Here is a 17,042-nt window from a genome sequence, read left to right on the forward strand (position 1 = left end):
TAATTTCTCCATATAAAGCCAGAAACCGGAATCAAATGTATTTCCAGCCTAGCGGTGGCATACATCTGGATTCCGGTCTCATTATCTTCATAAGATTACATCTGCATATCATACTTTACTGCATATCATACTTTAGGTCTGCACTTATACCGCAATCTTGTTGCTTCTATAAATTATAGATCGAATTTGCTGTTAATCCTTCAAAATCGGGATAAGCACTTTCTCCGTGTTGGGTTGTATCAAGACCGCTGACCTGTTCAGCGTCTGTAGCTGTGAGCGGAGTGATTGCTCCGATGACTTTCAGTAGGATAAACGTTACCAGACCTGCGTATATATACGTTGCCAGTACTGCGATGAGCTGTATGCCGACTTGATGGAACTCACCAGAGTAGAATAGGCCGTCTTTACCGAGAGGGTTAACTGCGGTTGTGCAGAAGATGCCTGTCGCCAGAGCTCCCCAGGTTCCGCCGATTCCGTGGATGCCAAAGGCATCCAGCGCGTCGTCATAACCAAGCTTATCTTTAAGGATTGCAACTGCAAAGTAGCATAATCCGCCGGCTACAAGGCCAATTACCATTGCGGAGGCATTTGTTACATAGGCACAAGCAGGTGTTATGGCTACCAGTCCGGCAACAGCTCCGGAAATTGCACCCAGGACAGTGGGCTTTCCACGGTGCAGTTTTTCTGCAACGACCCAGCCCAAAAGCCCTAAGGCAGCTGCAATAAATGTGGTCACAAAAGCGATTACTGCAATTCCGTCAGCCGCCAGTTCACTGCCTGCATTAAAGCCAAACCAGCCAAACCATAGCAGGGTTCCGCCCAGAATCACGTAAGGAATATTATGCGGAATAGTCGGATCTGTAGACTTATTGATGCGTTTTCCGATCACAAGTGCTGCGATCAGACCGGAGAAACCTGAACTGATATGAACGACAGTACCGCCGGCAAAATCAAGTGCACCTAAATTTCCAAGCCAGCCGCCCCCCCATACCCAGTGCGCGATCGGAACGTACACCAGTAAACTCCAGAAACTCATCAACAAAACAAATGCGGGAAAACGCAAGCGTTCGGCTGTTGCCCCAGTCATCAAGGCCGGTGTCAGGATCGCGAACATCATCTGAAAAACCATAAAAAGCAGATGCGGAATCGTAGCGCCTTCAGTTCGCGGCTCCAGCCCTACGCCATTCAACATCAGATGGTCGAGCCCGCCAATGACTGAACCGATATCCGGTCCAAAAGCAAGCGAATAACCTAAAACTACCCAGATAAGTGTTACAACACCCATTGCTATAATACTTTGCATCATCATGGATAAAACATGACGTTTTTTAACCAGTCCTCCGTAAAAAAAGGCCAGACCGGGTGTCATTAACATAACAAGTGCGGTGGAAATAATCATAAACCCAATATCCCCAGTTGTGTAATTCATTTTCTTCTCCTCCTTAGTTTCTTGATGTTTCTTAGGTTTTATAGATAGTCTGATACAAGTCTTTAGCCACGCGCCGATTGACTAATAAAAAAAGCCTCAAAAAAGTATTGCACTTTTTTGAGGCCCCGTTGCCTGATTGACTTGCGTATAACAAACGATCTATCTGTACTATATTACCCGGTAAACAATCTGTAAAGAGGTTTTTCGTTTAAAGGGGCTGTATCACAACTTAGCCCCAAGCGAAAGACGTCAATTTAAAAAAATGGCGTCTTTTCTTTTTGGGGTAGTGCAGACTCGCACAGTCCACCGCTCCCCCGTTCTCGCAGCTAAAAACAGAAACCCTCGCTAACATGCCAAAACCCCGCTGTTTACTGCAAGTTAACCGTTGGCATGTTTTAACGCTGCGGATTTCTGTTTTTTAACGCTGCTGCCACTAACGTCCGCTTGTGAATCTGTGCAAGTCTGCAATATTTGAAGAAATCAGCAGATATAGGGAGATATTTTGACGTGAATGTGGTATAATGTCTATGGATATAAATATTGCCATATTTGGAGGTATTTGAATGTCTAAGAAAGGGCAGAAAGTACATACCAAGAAAGTATTTAAACCTTATGTGCAGGAACAACAAACACTGCCGTTAAGCATCGACAGCCTGATTCCTCAAAACCATGTCGTCCGAGTTGTGAATCGTGCTATCGATCGCATGAATCTCGAACCCTTGTTTGCCAAATATCCTGGAGGCGGCCGTTCCAGCTTTCACCCTGTCATGATGACCAAGTTATTGGTTTATGCGTATACGGACAGGGTTTTTTCATGCCGCCGGATAGCAAAAGCGGCCCGTGAAAATATTATGTATATGTGGCTGTGCGGCGGCAATCAGCCGGATTTCATGTCAGTTAACCGCTTCCGGAGTGAACGGATGAAAGAGGTTATTCTAGAAGTATTTGCTGAAGTTATTGAACTCTTAGTCAAAGAAAAATACATCAAGCTGGAAAATTATTTTTTAGACGGGACAAAAATTGAGGCCAATGCCAATAAATACAGTTGGGTATGGGGCAAATCCACGAAGCGCTATAAAGAAGCGTTAAGGGAGAAATGCCGGGAATTATTTAAAGAAATCGATCAGATCAATGAAGAAGAAAATGCGGAATACGGCGACAGTGATTTAGAAGAGCTAGGCAATGGCAAGCCCATTGACTCAGAGGCTATTGAAGAAGCCGTAAGGAAAATTGACGAGAGACTGGCTAAGAAATCGGAAGAAGAGACAGTAGATGCTGAAACCAAAAAGTTAAAGAAAACAAGAAACACCCTTACGAAAGATTATCTGCCAAGAATGCAGAAATATGAACAGCAAGAACTGATCCTGGAAGAAAGAAACAGTTACTCCAAGACAGATCACGATGCCACCTTTATGCGAATGAAAGAAGACCATATGAAAAACGGTCAGTTAAAGCCAGGTTACAATGTCCAGATCGGGACGGAGAACCAGTTTGTGGTCGGTTACAGTGTTCATCAGAGACCGGGCGATACCAGCTGTATGAAGGATCACCTGGAAGAATTAAAAACGCTCCTGCATGGGGAATTACCAAAGAATATTATTGCCGATGCCGGCTATGGCAGCGAAGAAAATTACGACTATCTGCAGGAGAAAAAGCTTGTGTCTTATGTCAAATATAATACCTTCCACAAAGAAGCCAGTAAGAAATGGAAAGAAGACATAACGAAACCACAGAACTTCACCTATGACCATGAAAATGATGAATATATCTGCGGTTATGGGAGAACACTCATTTTCTTATACGAGCGGCACCAAAAAAGTGACAATGGCTATAGGAGTTTGATCCGAATCTATGAATGCCTGAATTGTTCCGGGTGTCCTCATCGGAACCAGTGCGTGAAGTCATCCGATCCATACGCTAACAGAAGAATATATGTCAATCGCAAACTGAATGCCTATAAAGAACAGGCCCGCAGGAATTTGTGTTCAGAAGAAGGTTTGCGCATGAGGAGCTTGAGGCCGGTCGAGGTTGAAAGCGTCTTTGGAGACATTAAAGGGAATCACGGTATGCGAAGATTCCTGTTAAAAGGGCTAGAAAAGGTTAAAATTGAGTGGGGATTACATTGCATCGCTCATAATATGAGAAAAATGGCGTTGATCACTGGATAGGAAACTAAATTTTAAAAAAATTCACCATAAAAAGTGAGGGGGCGCAACCGAAACCTAAAGTTTCGTTACGCCCCCTTTAATATTACGCATATCCGGTTAATCCTAAACCTGTCATTGGTCATAAGAGTCCAACTCCCCAAATTTCTTGACCGCATCGGCATTTCCCTTCTGTGGTTTTAACGGTGACCTGCATGTCTCTGGTAATAACCTCCTGACCGCATTGCGGACAATAGGTTGTGTTGCCTCCTGCCATATTTCCAAGGCACACATACGGTAGGCAATCTTTGGCCAACCCCCATAGTTTCTTCAGCTTCTTTTCATCTGTTGCCGGTATTTTGCTTTTATGCATTGGATGATATTTGCTCAAATGCCACGCCAGCGGAGTATTTAAGCCGGACAGCCATTTGGCCAGCGCCTCAATTTCCTGCGGACTGTCATTCAAGTTCGGGATAACAAGCGTTGTGATCTCGGTATGAACGTTTGACACCAGCGTTTCAACTGTTTTTAACACCCACTCCAGTTTCCCTCCGGTGTATTTCTCGTAGAATTCCGGGGTAAACCCTTTGATATCAATATTGACCGCATCGATGTAAGGGATTAGATATTCGAGGTATTTCTGTTCGATGATCCCATTGGATACCAGAACGACCTTTCCTCCCCGTTCTTTGACCAGCGGAGCTGTCTCCATGATCATTTCGTACCAGACCAGAGGCTCCGTATACGTAAAGCAAATCCCGACGGACTGGTCTTCCCCGGCCATTTCCGTCAGCTGCTTCGGGGAAATTCGGCGGCCCTGCTCATATTTCTGGGAGATCTCATGGTTCTGGCAGAAGAAGCAGTGCAGGTTGCAGCCATAGCCGCCGACAGAGAATATCCAGCTTCCCGGATAGAAATGATAAAGCGGTTTCTTCTCCACAGGATCAAGATGAAACGCAGCGACTTCAGCAAAAGTCAGCGGTATGATTTCACCGTTCCGACACCCTCTGACCTTACAGAATCCGGACTGGCCTTCTTTGAGTTTACAGTGATGCGGACATAGCGGACATTCAGAAAATCCTGTCATATGCTTCATCCCTCTTTCCTGTTATTCAAAAAAACGTTCGACTTCAAAACGCCAGAGCTCGACTTCCTCCTCCGAATCAATACCAGCTTTCTGTTTGGCTATTACGACCTGTTCCTCAACCGTATCAATCCCTTCAAGATGAGGCAGCAACAACCCGACCTTTCCACCCCGGCGTACAACTACCCCGTAACGTTGAGGATCCAGCTCTTCGGGTCCAGTAATCTTCTCCGTGTCTCCAAGAACATCGACAGATACAGATATTAAGGGCAGTTCTTCCGCTTGGATCGGCCAAAAGCGTGGATCCTGGGTACCTGCTGCTATGGCGTTATGTCTAATTTCTGAAGCCAGGTTTTCTCTTACCGGTTGGATCGTACCAATGCAGCCCCGCAAAGTCCCATCCTTTTTAAGGGAAACAAAGCAGCCTTTCTTTTCTTTCAGTAGAGGGTCTCCAGGAATATTTAACCTGTCAAAAGGCTGGGATGTAAGATAGTAAGTCAGGCATTCCCTGGCATAACCGGCAATCGGTGAAGAACGAAAGATCTCAGCAATGAGATAACCTACACCAAACGGTCCTTCATAGGAGAGAACCTTAATCGCGCCTTCTCTCGCCCCGAGTGCAAACAGCAGGGAATGATAGCCGCACTGACCTGCTTCATCCAAAAGACTAGCGGGAATCCCCCTGAGCAGTGTTGTATCTCTTTTCAATCCTTTGACTATAAGCTGGTCCAGTTTGGGGCCTGAAGGGTGGAATCCATAAGGTCCGTCTTCTTTGAGCCGGTGGGAAAGGTCACCGCTTGCAATCAAGGCGCAGCGTTCAGCTGCATCATTTAAAATTTGGCCAACTTTTTTTCCGTAATGTTCCGGACTGCTCATCGGCATGCTTAAGACAACGATCTTTCCGGACCATCCGGCTTGATGAAGAAAGTAAAGCGGGATGAGCGAACCATGATCGAGCTCTGCCCGGACAGGAAAAGCATCAGGAATCTCTTCCTTGATGGTCTCCACGAGTTGCTGATCTGTTTCAAAGCTTAAGCTAACCTGGCCTGCCCCAAAACGGCTGAAACTCCCGGAGAGAGTGTCTCCGTCTAAGATTACCAAACCCTGCTCGGCCAGCTGCGCATGAGGAGATACAATCAGAACCGTCTGCGTATTCATCCCAATGACTTGCTGAACGAGCGTCCTATAAGCCTCTGCTGTTTGCTGACAACCTTTTTCTTCACCATGCCCGACCTCAGGCACGAGAATTGGAGGATGAGGAACAAACCCTACATAGACAAGACTCATAGCAATACCCCCTTAGTTTCTGGTATATTGAGAATTAAAAATTCATTTTATCCTATGATTAATTTTTTATATATTTTCTTTTTATATTCACATTTATCCTGCCAGTGCATCTGTTTGGATTAGATTAATTTGACCTTTTCTCGATAAAACAGACACTCTAGAGTTAGTTTTTCTAATGAATTCTTAGAATTCCTCAATATTTCAATTTGGTAGCAGGAGACCGCCCTCGCCGGGTGGCATAAGGCCAAGAGGGTCTTAGTGTATCCTGGCTATCAAGGGTCTTCGGCTTCGCCTCCGATGAACGAGCGTTACTCGCCCTTGACAACGGCCAAACGACTTTGCTAAGCGGCTCTTCGTTGATATTCATAGTATCTCTTTAAGAATTCAACTGGTGTTATGTTGCCCAATGCTTGGTGTCTTCGCTTTCGATTGTAGAAGCCTTCTATATACCAGAATATATCATTTCTTGCTTCTTTCAGGTCCTTGTACTTCCCTGTGATGCAGCTTTTCTGATTTGATGGTGCTGAAAAAGGTATATTGACCGATTCTCTTCTTGTATCAGCCGTACGATATCTTTCTTAAATTGTTCGTCATAACTTTTCCCATTTTTGCTCATTTTTTCATCCTCCACAGGTTTATTTTACTCTAACTCACCTGTGTCCGATTCCCTATCATTTTTTCTATGGATATAACGCCGAGAACATTTTTTTGGATGATTCCCTTGTAATCAACCGATTGAGGAGCCCAGAACACACCATATAAAATAGCTATTATGGCAGTGAGAAGTAGAGAAAATTGATAATAGTATTCCCATCCTCTTCTTTTTTCCAACACTGCCTTATTTTTCTTTATTTTCACAGTTTTTCGACCTCTTAACAAATTATGAAGATTATTGAGATGGGCCAGTAAGTATCTGAAGAGACACTTACTGGCCCCAATAAATCCTATGGCTTATACTCTAATAGCTAAGCAGAAATAGTATCAGAACTTCCTCTGATTTTTTTTGCCGGACGGTTAGCCAGCCTGTAAGTAATAATCGCAGGAATAAGTGCCGTGCCTCCGAAGAAGATAAATCCCATGGCAATAGCTTGGTATTCACGCTCCGCAAAGCTGGAATATCCCCAGGCTAAAGCAAATACAAAGAAAAAGTTGGCGAGGAACCCGCAGATTTGAAGAGGTATGGTATCTTTGCCCTTCCCTTTCAGATACCGCCAGATTCCGTATTGGATAAGCAATGCAGTTATACCTAGAGCCATCCAAATCAACACATCATATATTTTCATAATACCTTTCACTCCTCGTATAATATTTTTCTCTTTTGATTAATATGTTTGACATTGAAATCACTATCATTTTATAGACTCAGGATTATTCCAGAAGTCTTTTACCATGTTCTGAACATAACCCGATTCAAGTCTTTCATCAGGGTTTACAGGCCCGTTATAGCCGAACCACTCATCAAACTTGCGGGCTGCATCCTGAATCAATGGTATTTGGGTGGCTATTCTGGCCACGTCGTGGTTCCAGGTCTCGAGTTTGTTCCACGAACATACAGCTACACAATTTGCGCAGGGACTACCGTTATAGGTCCAGAAAGAGCCGCAGCGTTCGCCATCAACATGCCATTTTTCAGTATATGGATTTTCGGATTCCTCACAATCCCCTGGCTGCAGAACCTTAGGGTCTTTCTCATGGGAGATGGCCTGGGCGGGGCAGGCATCCGCACATTTTTTGCACAGGCGGCAGAACTCGCGTACCCCGAATTTTCTCGGCTTGTCCGGAGCAAGTTCCAGGTCGGTGTAGACTTTGGCGATACGATGTCTCGGACCGAATTTCTGGGTAATTAAAAGTCCGTTTCTGCCTGCTTCTCCAAGCCCGGCCTGAACGGCCAAAGGAACATTCAATCCGGTATCGTTTCCTGACGACGTTGCATAATAGCCAAGCTTCCTCAGAAAAACCGCGATTTTGTAAGATACTTCTCCCATACTGGAGTAAGCTTTCCCCGCCGCGGCACTGGCAATGACTGACGGTGAGGTGCGCAAAGCTTCAATATCCATTTCAAAAACGAAGACAATCACACTTTTTGGTTTGAAACCTCCATACTTCTCCCAATCAGATTCAAATTCTGTATGTCCGAAAACTTCTATTCCCCCGCCTGACAGCATCTTTGGCAAATCCCATGGCAGATATTTGATTTTGCCGTTGGGTAGTTTAAAAGGTTTTTCAATATCCCTGCCCCAGGAAGCATAGGTCCAACGATCGTCATAGGGTGCGATGCCGACCAGATCGGCTCCCAGGAAACAGGCTGCTTTTTTAACGATTTTACTGGCTTCTTCCTTTGATTTGAATTTCCACTGTTGGTTTTGTTGTCGCACACCTTCAGCATCGCTATTGTCCCAGCTGTACAACCCGGATACCAGGACAGGATCATTAGCCATTTCATTGGTCATAGGATTTATGGGATAAGACGGGATTAAACTTCCCGGACCACCACCAACTGTTGCGTTAAATCCGGAAAAATCAAATTCTACAGCCCAGGCTCCGGCGTTCAAGGCCTCATCCAACGAGGTCCAGCCTGTTTCTTTACTGCGCTGGGGTGGCATGACACCCATATGCTGACTATAGAAAAGAACGCCTGTTTCTGTATGTGTCGCCGGACGCCCTTTGATCCCAAGTCTTTCCGCATTAAGCGTGGGCAGGTCTTTCCCCGTATCTTTCTTGCCTGTGATTTTGGAAACATCGTCGTTATGAAACTTAATAGGAGTCTTGTTTTCTTCCGGATCGAAAGTCTTTTCAAAGAAGTTCTTCATACAATTGTAACGCTGGTACTTTGCATCCACCTTGTATGGAAATTCTGAGGTTTCCGTGATCGGAGCCACGATGTCCGCAGCATCAGCCACCAAGGGGCTAACCATCCCCTTCACCACAGATGCCGAGGCTACAGCAGCTGCAGCTGCTCCAAGCATCGAGGCTTTTAAAAAATTCCTCCTGTTGATTTCGCCCATTCCAATCTTCCTCCTTTATAATAATTGCACGTGCCTGTAAATTATTATAAAACTATTCTATTGATTTTAATGTACAAAGATATACAATATATCCATTTTTTTCAAAAAAATAAATAGGAAACACTTTTCCAAGCCCTATATTACGGGCTATTTTAATGTCAATGTTTATGGATTATATTGTTATATATTGTTGTATAATATGCTGAAATATCTATATATAGTATATAGAGGTGATTGCCATGTTTCTTAAAAAGAGTGTTAGTAACGGAAGAGCATTCCTGTCTTTTGTACAGGGTTAACAAATTAATGGTGAGGTTAAACATAAAACCGTAGAAAAGATCGGTTACCTTGATGATTTGAAAAAAATATACGATGATCCAATTGCCCACTTTAAGTCTATTGCAAAAGAACGCAACCTTTCTGTTCTTCCTCCCGAGCGAAAAATTAAAGTTGCCATTAACCTGCGCCTTGCAGATAATGCATCTTTCAGAAATAACTTGGGATATGCTATTCCTAAGCGTATTTATTCTCTGCTTGGCATCAATACTTTTCTTCAGAATAAGCAGAAACGTCTAAACATCGAATACAGATGTCACAAATTATTACTTTGAGATTCCTTACAATGATGAGGACGAATATGATGATAACGGTATTCTGGAAACAAAGGATTACGAAAAAAAGACCATCAAAGGAACACCGCCCTGATCCGATTGTCCAGATGGGTCTTTTCATAGACTCAAACGGCATTCCTATGGCTTTCAATACCTTTTCCGGAGGAGAAAGCGAAAAGACCTCTCTTCTTCCGATCATCCGCAGGGTAAAAAAGGATATCTCGATGGATACATTCATACTAAGGAAATAGATAAGGCTGGAGAGGAAGTTATTTTCACCCACAAATCCAGAGTATATGCAAAAACCATACAACTAGAAAACACGCAGGGAAAACGCACCTTGAAAATGACCATTTATCAGAAACAAATGGCCTAATATTCAAAAAAATATGCAGAAAAACAGAAAAAAGTAAGGGCACTTGTCCTTGCAAAGGCAAAAGATTTAATTGCCAATCCTGGTAAATATACAAGGGCTACCAGTATCGGTGCTGCTGGATATATCAAAAACATAAAGTTCGTCAAGGAAACTGGTGAAATACCGGAATTTCTACCTGTTTGATTACAGGGATGAAATCCTGCAGTCGTTGGAAGGAGTCTTCGGCATTGACTTAGGGAATAAAATTATGATTACATCAGAAATGAAAAGATTTTGCAATACCACAAAATAAAGTCTGAATATACAACACTAATATGCCAAAAAGAGCTCTGCAGTCCGCATAAATGCTGTACTGACAGAGCTTTTTTATATATTTTTACTGCAAAACTCAGGTTAAAACTATTCTATTAATTTTAATGTACAGGGAGTAAAATAAACCTGTGGAGGATGAAAAAATGAGCAAAAATGGGAAACGTTATGACGAACAATTTAAGAAAGATATCGTACGGCTGATACAAATAGTTTATGAATCATCAAGAAAGCGAGCAGCTCCGGCTTTCCGGTTGAGAAGATGTGCGAAACATTAGATGTGTCCCGGAGTGGTTTCTATGATTGGGATAGCCGAGGACCAAGCAAGCGTCAAATCTTCTTAATCAGAACTTTAAAGCAGATGCACCCAATACCGTCTGGGTGACGGACATAACCCAATTTGCAATTGGAAATGGAAAACTATATCTGGCAGCCATTAAGGATTTATTTCATAAAGAAATCGTCGGTTGGGCAATAGCAGACCATATGAGAACAGAACTATGCTTGGAAGCACTAAGGAATGGTTTAAAGCGGCACAGGCCGGACGAAGGATTAATCCATCACTCTGACCAAGGAAGCCAAGATTGTAGTGCAGCCTATATCAAAGAACTGGAGCAAAATGAAATTAAACCTTTTTCAGTACCATCAAATCAGAAAGGCTACATCACAGGAAGTACAAGAACTTGATAGAAGCAAGAAATGATATATTCTAGTATATAGAAGGCTTCTGCAATCGAAAGCGAAGACACCAAGCATTAGGCAACATAACACCAGTTGAATTCTTAAAGAGATACTATGAATATCAACGAAGAGCCGCTTAGCGAAGTCGTTTGGCCGTTGTCAAGGGCGAGCAACGCTCGTTCATCGGAGGCGAAGCCGAAGACCCTTGACTGCCAGGATAATCTTAAAAGATAGGATAGATTAACTTGCCAAATTGATTTCTAGCAAATAGTCCATTGTTTTTTTTCGTAAATACGGTGCCTGTAAAAAATTGATGTCCATAAACTCTTCGGGGAGTTGACCGTTTTGTCGGCTTTCGTTAATTCGCTTTTCAAGATATTTGATTTCATCCGGAGTAAGATTTATCTCTTCTTTCTCAATCACAGAATTTATCATAAGTTCCCAGAGAATCCTTCTGGATGCCTCTTCCTTACATTCGACCAGCAATTGGTCTGCAGTTATTTTTCTATGGATCAAATATTCCATAAGTTCCATATCATCAACTATTTTGAGTTCTTCAGTAAATTTCTTATATAAATCTTCAGCAGCTGAATCCAATTCTTCTTCATCAAATTCATACTTACATTGCTTAACTAAAGCTTGAAAAATCAAGAGAATATTTGCCTCCCGTTCCTTCCCCTCTTTTTCGTGAGTGATTTTTAGGGCCAGCATATTTTTTAAGTCTTCCAGGTTTTTTAGATCAGGTTCAATTTTCCTAATTAATTCCTCAGTCAATTCTGATTTCTTCACCACAAAAACGCTCTTAATCTTAACAGTAAATCTAATCTCGCTTCCCCACCAACGCTGAAATTCTAAGGCATCGGGCTGAATAACTGCCTCAAAGGTCACTGTGTCGCCCATTTTCTTCCCTAGGAGATTTGCACTAACTTCTTGAAATACACCTTCACTGCCTACTCTTAATTTTGTATCGAGGCTTCTTATAACCGGGACTGTTGCATCCTTTTCAAAACCGTCAATATCCACGATTACATAATCGTTTGTTTTAATAGGCTCATTTCTTTTTTCTTCTTCAATTTCATCAAAAGAGCCTATGATATAATCTAAGGCTTGCTGAATCTCCTCTTCTTGGACTGTTGTATCAAAACGCTTGACATTTAGACCCTTATATTGTCCAAGTTCGAACTGTTTCATTATCACGATTCCTCCCTCGTTATGTCTATTTGATACGCTACTTTCTCAGGAAAATTTCAACGGTCAGCCCTCAGGATTCCTACTGACTGAAGCATTACAACAAAATGGGCGACTGCGAAAATAAGGATCAAGAGTGTGAAGACCAGGTCTCTTGTTCTTCCTTTTTTTTGCGTTTCAATCGATCTACTCTCTGTTTCCATATTCTTACCTCCTCATTTCGCCAACGGTTAAGCAAATTGTAAATAAATCCTACCGGACAGAAGAATTTACAATAAAAACGGCTAATAAATAAGCTCATAAACAAGAAGATCGGTAACATCAACCACATTAACCATACCGATTTGAACAGGAAGAGCGCGCCAAAAGGCTGGTAATCCAATGTCCCATAGTCACCCAGTAATGTGCCCAGCAGAAGTGCAACCCATAAAATGGTCGGAGCTACCAGCCTGAGTATTTTAATAGTCTTCTGGGAAATATTCAGAGATTTGAACCCTGCAGCCTTGTTAAGAATCTCCTGTACTGCTCCAAAAGGACAAATCCAAGCGCAATACAGATTTTTTCCTAAAAGGATAATAAATCCGAGAGACCCGGCCATAAGCACATACCATTTCAGGTTAGTTATCCTGGGAATCTGCAACGTAATTGCTGAAAGAAGCAAGCTGCCTGTCACAAACTGATTAACGAGAAAACCAAGCACCACGACACTAACCAGCAGGAATGCCAGACGTATTTTTACGAGCTTCTTGATAAAGGCTGAGGCAAACGCAATTAAAAACATCGCAATCATGGCCATATCCTTCCAGCTAAGCTGGAATAAATCGTAAGGGTTGGCCCATTGGGTGTTAAAAAATTGCCCTGATAAATAAGAATTCCCTTTGTTCACAGCCTCAGCCACAGCATGTGACGACACTGTTGAACCTGTTACCCGGTCAATATAATTATTTGTTTTTATACTACCCAGATATCCCGAATATCCATATGCTCCTCCCAAATAAATAGGCTCCTTGATTGCAAGACCTTGAAAGCCGTCAAAATACTTTTGGTCTGTGAGCCTTTCAAAAAAAACCGGAGTCTCTCCCTGTTTAGTAATAATAACTTTCTCTATAAGGCCCTTTTCGTTGACGATAGTCATAGCCTCAACTTTGGATTGATATCCTATAGCCGAATCACATACTGCATAGAAACGTCCCTGTGCCGTATCGATTTTATAGGCATGCTGATTCCCCATCATTTTTTCTATGGATATAACGCCGAGAACATTTTTTTGGATGATTCCCTTGTAATCAACCGATTGAGGAGCCCAGAACACACCATATAAAATAGCTATTATGGCAGTGAGAAGTAAAGAAAATTGATAATAGTATTCCCATCCTCTTCTATTTTCCAACTCTGCTTTATTTTTCTTTGTTTTCACAGCTTATGAACCTCTTAAAAAATTATGAAGATTATAGAGATGAGCCAGTAAGTATCTGAAGAGACACTTACTGGCCTCATTAACCCTATGGCTTGATACTCTAATTGCTAAGCAGAAATAGAATCCGAACTTTCTCTGATTTTTTTTGCCGGATGGTTAGCCAGCCTGTAAGTAATAATCGCAGGAATAAGTGCCGTGCCTCCGAAGAAGATAAATCCCATGCCAATAGCTTGGTATTCACGCTCCGAAAAGCTGGAATATCCCCAGGCCAAAGCAAATATAAAGAAAAAGTTGGCGAGGAACCCGCAGATTTGAAGAGGTATGGTATCTTTGCCCTTCCCTTTCAGATACCGCCAGATTCCGTATTGGATAAGCAATGCAATCATACCCAGTGCCATCCAAATCAGCACATCATATATATTCATAATACCTTTCACTCCTTATAATAATTTTCTCCTTATGATTAATATATTTGACATTGAAATCACTATTGTTTTATAGACTCAGGATTATTCCAGAAGTCTTTGACCATGTTCTGAACATAACCCGATTCAAGTCTTTCATCAGGGTTTACAGGCCCGTTATAGCCGAACCATTCATCAAACTTGCGGGCTGCATCCTGAAGCAATGGTATTCGAGTGGCTATTCTGGCCACATCGTGGTTCCAGGTCTCGACTTTGTTCCACGAACATACAGCTACACAATTTACGCAGGGACTACCGTTATAGGCCCAGAAAGAGCCGCAGCGTTCGGAATCAACATACCATTTTTCAGTATATGGATTTTCGGATACCTCAACATCCTCTGGCTGCAGAACCTTAGGGTCTTTCTCGTGGGAGATGGCCTGGGCGGGGCAGGCATCCGCACATTTTTTGCACAGGCGGCAGAACTCGCGTACCCCGAATTTTTTCGGCTTGTCCGGAGCAAGTTCCAGGTCGGTGTAGACTTTGGCGATGCGATGTCTCGGACCGAATTTCTGGGTAATTAAAAGTCCGTTTCTACCTGCTTCTCCAAGCCCGGCCTGAACGGCCATAGGAACACTCATTCCGGTATCGTTTCCTGCCGGCACTGCATAATAGCCAAGCTTCCTCAGAAAAACAGCGATTTTGTAAGCTACTTCTCCCATATTGGAGTAAGTTTTCCCCACCGTGGCACTGGCAATGACTGACGGTGAGGTGCGTATAGCTTCGTAATCCTCTTCAAGAATGAAGACAATCACACTTTTTGGTTTGAAACCTCCATACTTCTCCCAATCAGGTTCAAATTCTGCATGTCCGAAAACTTCTACTCCCCCGCCTGACATCATCTTTGGCAAATCCCATGGAAAATATTTAGTTCTGCCGTCGGGCATTTTAAAAGGTTTTGGAATCTCCCTGCCCCAGTTAGAATAGGTCCAACGCTCGTCATAGGGTGCGATGCCGACCAGATCGGCTCCCAGGAACTTGACTGACTTTTTAACGATTTTACTGGCTTCTTCCTTTGATTTGAATTTCCACTGTTGGCCTTGTTGTCGCACACCTTCAGCATCGCTATTGTCCCAGTTGTACAAACCGGATACTATGACAGGCTCTTTAGCCATTTCATTGGTCATAGGATTTATGGGATAAGACGGGATTAAACTTCCCGGACCACCACCTGTTGCGTTAAATCCGGAAAAATCAAATTCTACAGCCCAGGCTCCGGCGTTCAAGGCCGCTTCCACTGGGGTCCAGCCTGCTTCATTATGGCGCTGGGGTGGCATGGCACCAAAATGTTGAGTAAAGAAAAGCATGGCTGTTTCTGTATGTGTCGCCGGACGCCCTTTGATCCCAAGTCTTTCCGCATTAAGCGTGGGCAGGTCTTTCCCCGTATCTTTCTTGCCTGTGATTTTGGAAACATCGTCGTAATGAAACTTAATAGGAGTCTTGTTTGCTTCCGGGTCGAAAGCCTTTTCAAAGAAGTTCTTCAGACTATTGTAACGTTGGTACTTTGCATCCACCTTGTATGGAAATTCTGAGGTTTCCGTGATCGGAGCCACGATGTCCGCAGCATCAGCCACCAAGGGGCTAACCATCCCCTTCACCGCAGATGCCGAGGCTACAGCAGCTGCAGCTGCTCCAAGCATCGAGGCTTTTAAAAAATTCCTCCTGTTGATTTCTCCCATTCGAATCTTCCTCCTTAATAATAATTGCACGTGCCTAATAATTATTATAAAACTACTCTATTAATTTTGATGTGCAGGGATATACAATATATGAGCACACCAACAGATGGCTTGTAAAGAAATTGGCATATCGGTACGAACATTGCAACGTTAGTGTAAGAATGGGGCACCTGAAGCAGATCGGAGACCCTTGGCAAAGCGCTCTGAACCAGCGAATAAACTTACGGAAGCAGAATGCAAGGAGATTCTAGAATTAGTCAACTAACCTGAATTTCAAAGTTTACCACCCAGTCAGATTGTCCCGATGCTTGCGGACCAAGGTATCTACATCGCCTCCGAATCAACCTTCTATCGAGTCATGCATGAAGCAGGTGAACAGAATCATCGTGGACGTTGTAAGGCACCCTCCAGCAGACCTAAATCCACGCATTGTGCGACCGAACCTAATCGTGTACGGTCTTGGGATATTACATATTTGCCAGGCCCTGTTAGAGGAATCTACTTCTATTTATATCTCATCCTGGACATCTTTAGCCGAGACATTGTCGGATGGGAAGTCTGGATCGAAGAAAGTGCGGAACATGCCAGTCAACTCATTCGGTGGGCAGTCATGGCTCAGAATATAACCCGACAAGAAGAACCTTTGGTCTTGCATTCTGATAATGGTAGCCCGATGAAAGGCGAATCCATGCTGGAAATGCTCTATCAATTGGGTATTACATCGTCTAGGAGTCGCCCGAGGGTTAGTAGATTCATCAAAAGAATGCCTCAGCTGCCAGAATAATGGAAGCCATTCATGAGCCATTAGGGTTGGTTCAGGGAGAATACCCTAACAATGTCGTAACTCCTACACAAGTCTCCCAGGCTTACCTTGATCTAGCTAAGATTCTGAAGCTCCTTAAAACCAATATTACTTTGACAAAGTTCCGCTCATGTACCAAGCTGGATCTGACGATAAACCTGAAATAATAGGACATTTTAAAATCGCCGAAACGCTTGTATTTCAAACGTTCCGGCGATTTTCGACCTCCTTTCTCCTAAAGTCAGGAGGATAAAGATGAATCTAAAATAGATGCATCTTAAAGTTTGATTTGATCAAAGTAATGAGTTAAGTGTCAGGGTGCCACGCGGGATACCGCAGGCTTAAGGCCGAGGATATGCGCGCTGGCATCCCAGTGACACGAGCAAATAAGTAAGCTGGAGGACCGAAGGGACTTTTTGATCCGCAGATAACAAAAGTTCCTTCGGGCAAGCGCCGAGCGTCCGGTCTTATTTCGTTGGTTCCTTGTAGTAGTCACCATCGCCAGTGTCGGTAGCAAGTGGAAGTTCATGAGGTAACGTCGTGATTAACTCATTTAGTACTAAAGT

12 protein-coding genes and 2 pseudogenes are annotated in these 17,042 nt (G+C 43.2%); 3 read left to right on the forward strand and 11 right to left on the reverse strand.

Annotated features, from left to right (window positions below; translation table 11 throughout):
• Positions 1–166: 166 nt before the first annotated feature.
• On the reverse strand, positions 167–1,429 hold the full coding sequence (locus DHBDCA_RS08025) for an ammonium transporter (RefSeq protein ID WP_015043715.1): 1,263 nt from the start codon (positions 1,427–1,429) through the stop codon (positions 167–169).
• A gap of 563 nt (positions 1,430–1,992) precedes the next feature.
• Between DHBDCA_RS08025 and DHBDCA_RS08030 the strand changes: the two genes are divergently transcribed.
• Positions 1,993–3,597 carry an IS1182 family transposase gene (locus DHBDCA_RS08030; protein WP_015042568.1) on the forward strand — a complete coding sequence of 535 codons (1,605 nt, stop codon included), beginning with the start codon at positions 1,993–1,995 and terminating at the stop codon, positions 3,595–3,597.
• 118 nt (positions 3,598–3,715) lie between these two features.
• Here DHBDCA_RS08030 and amrS read toward each other — a convergent pair whose 3' ends face one another.
• From amrS to DHBDCA_RS08055, 6 genes and pseudogenes are all read right to left on the reverse strand, one after another.
• Positions 3,716–4,660 (reverse strand): AmmeMemoRadiSam system radical SAM enzyme, encoded by a 945-nt coding sequence (amrS, locus tag DHBDCA_RS08035; protein WP_015043716.1) that lies wholly within the window; start codon positions 4,658–4,660, stop codon positions 3,716–3,718.
• A gap of 21 nt (positions 4,661–4,681) precedes the next feature.
• Entirely contained in the window at positions 4,682–5,944 is a 1,263-nt protein-coding gene (gene amrA, locus DHBDCA_RS08040; protein ID WP_015043717.1) for an AmmeMemoRadiSam system protein A, read from the reverse strand.
• A 341-nt stretch (positions 5,945–6,285) separates the two neighbouring features.
• Positions 6,286–6,478, reverse strand: a pseudogene (locus DHBDCA_RS14955) (IS3 family transposase); the annotation flags it as partial.
• A gap of 111 nt (positions 6,479–6,589) precedes the next feature.
• Complete coding sequence (locus DHBDCA_RS08045) at positions 6,590–6,802, reverse strand: hypothetical protein (RefSeq protein ID WP_015043719.1); 213 nt, start codon at positions 6,800–6,802, stop codon at positions 6,590–6,592.
• Between the two features lie 107 nt (positions 6,803–6,909).
• Complete coding sequence (locus tag DHBDCA_RS08050) at positions 6,910–7,227, reverse strand: hypothetical protein (protein WP_015043720.1); 318 nt, start codon at positions 7,225–7,227, stop codon at positions 6,910–6,912.
• 66 nt (positions 7,228–7,293) lie between these two features.
• Complete coding sequence (locus DHBDCA_RS08055; RefSeq protein WP_015043721.1) at positions 7,294–8,949, reverse strand: reductive dehalogenase; 1,656 nt, start codon at positions 8,947–8,949, stop codon at positions 7,294–7,296.
• Positions 8,950–9,586: 637 nt separating this feature from the next.
• Here DHBDCA_RS08055 and DHBDCA_RS15780 point away from each other — a divergent pair.
• Together DHBDCA_RS15780 and DHBDCA_RS14960 are read left to right on the forward strand one after the other, a co-directional pair.
• Complete coding sequence (locus DHBDCA_RS15780; RefSeq protein WP_144020279.1) at positions 9,587–9,811, forward strand: hypothetical protein; 225 nt, start codon at positions 9,587–9,589, stop codon at positions 9,809–9,811.
• Positions 9,812–10,451: 640 nt separating this feature from the next.
• Positions 10,452–11,066 (forward strand): annotated as a pseudogene (locus DHBDCA_RS14960) (IS3 family transposase); the annotation flags it as partial.
• A 100-nt stretch (positions 11,067–11,166) separates the two neighbouring features.
• On the opposite strand, the gene DHBDCA_RS08070 reads toward DHBDCA_RS14960, so the two are convergent.
• From DHBDCA_RS08070 to DHBDCA_RS08085, 4 genes are all read right to left on the reverse strand, one after another.
• Positions 11,167–12,117: a trigger factor gene (locus tag DHBDCA_RS08070; RefSeq protein WP_015043727.1), complete on the reverse strand. Its 951-nt coding sequence runs from the start codon at positions 12,115–12,117 to the stop codon at positions 11,167–11,169.
• 127 nt (positions 12,118–12,244) lie between these two features.
• Positions 12,245–13,531: a 4Fe-4S binding protein gene (locus tag DHBDCA_RS08075; protein ID WP_015043728.1), complete on the reverse strand. Its 1,287-nt coding sequence runs from the start codon at positions 13,529–13,531 to the stop codon at positions 12,245–12,247.
• A gap of 107 nt (positions 13,532–13,638) precedes the next feature.
• Positions 13,639–13,956, reverse strand: coding sequence for a hypothetical protein (locus tag DHBDCA_RS08080; RefSeq protein ID WP_015043729.1), 318 nt, complete (start codon positions 13,954–13,956; stop codon positions 13,639–13,641).
• Between the two features lie 62 nt (positions 13,957–14,018).
• On the reverse strand, positions 14,019–15,674 hold the full coding sequence (locus tag DHBDCA_RS08085; protein WP_015043730.1) for a reductive dehalogenase: 1,656 nt from the start codon (positions 15,672–15,674) through the stop codon (positions 14,019–14,021).
• Positions 15,675–17,042: the final 1,368 nt, after the last annotated feature.

Source organism: Dehalobacter sp. DCA (assembly GCF_000305775.1).
Taxonomy (GTDB): domain Bacteria; phylum Bacillota; class Desulfitobacteriia; order Desulfitobacteriales; family Syntrophobotulaceae; genus Dehalobacter; species Dehalobacter alkaniphilus.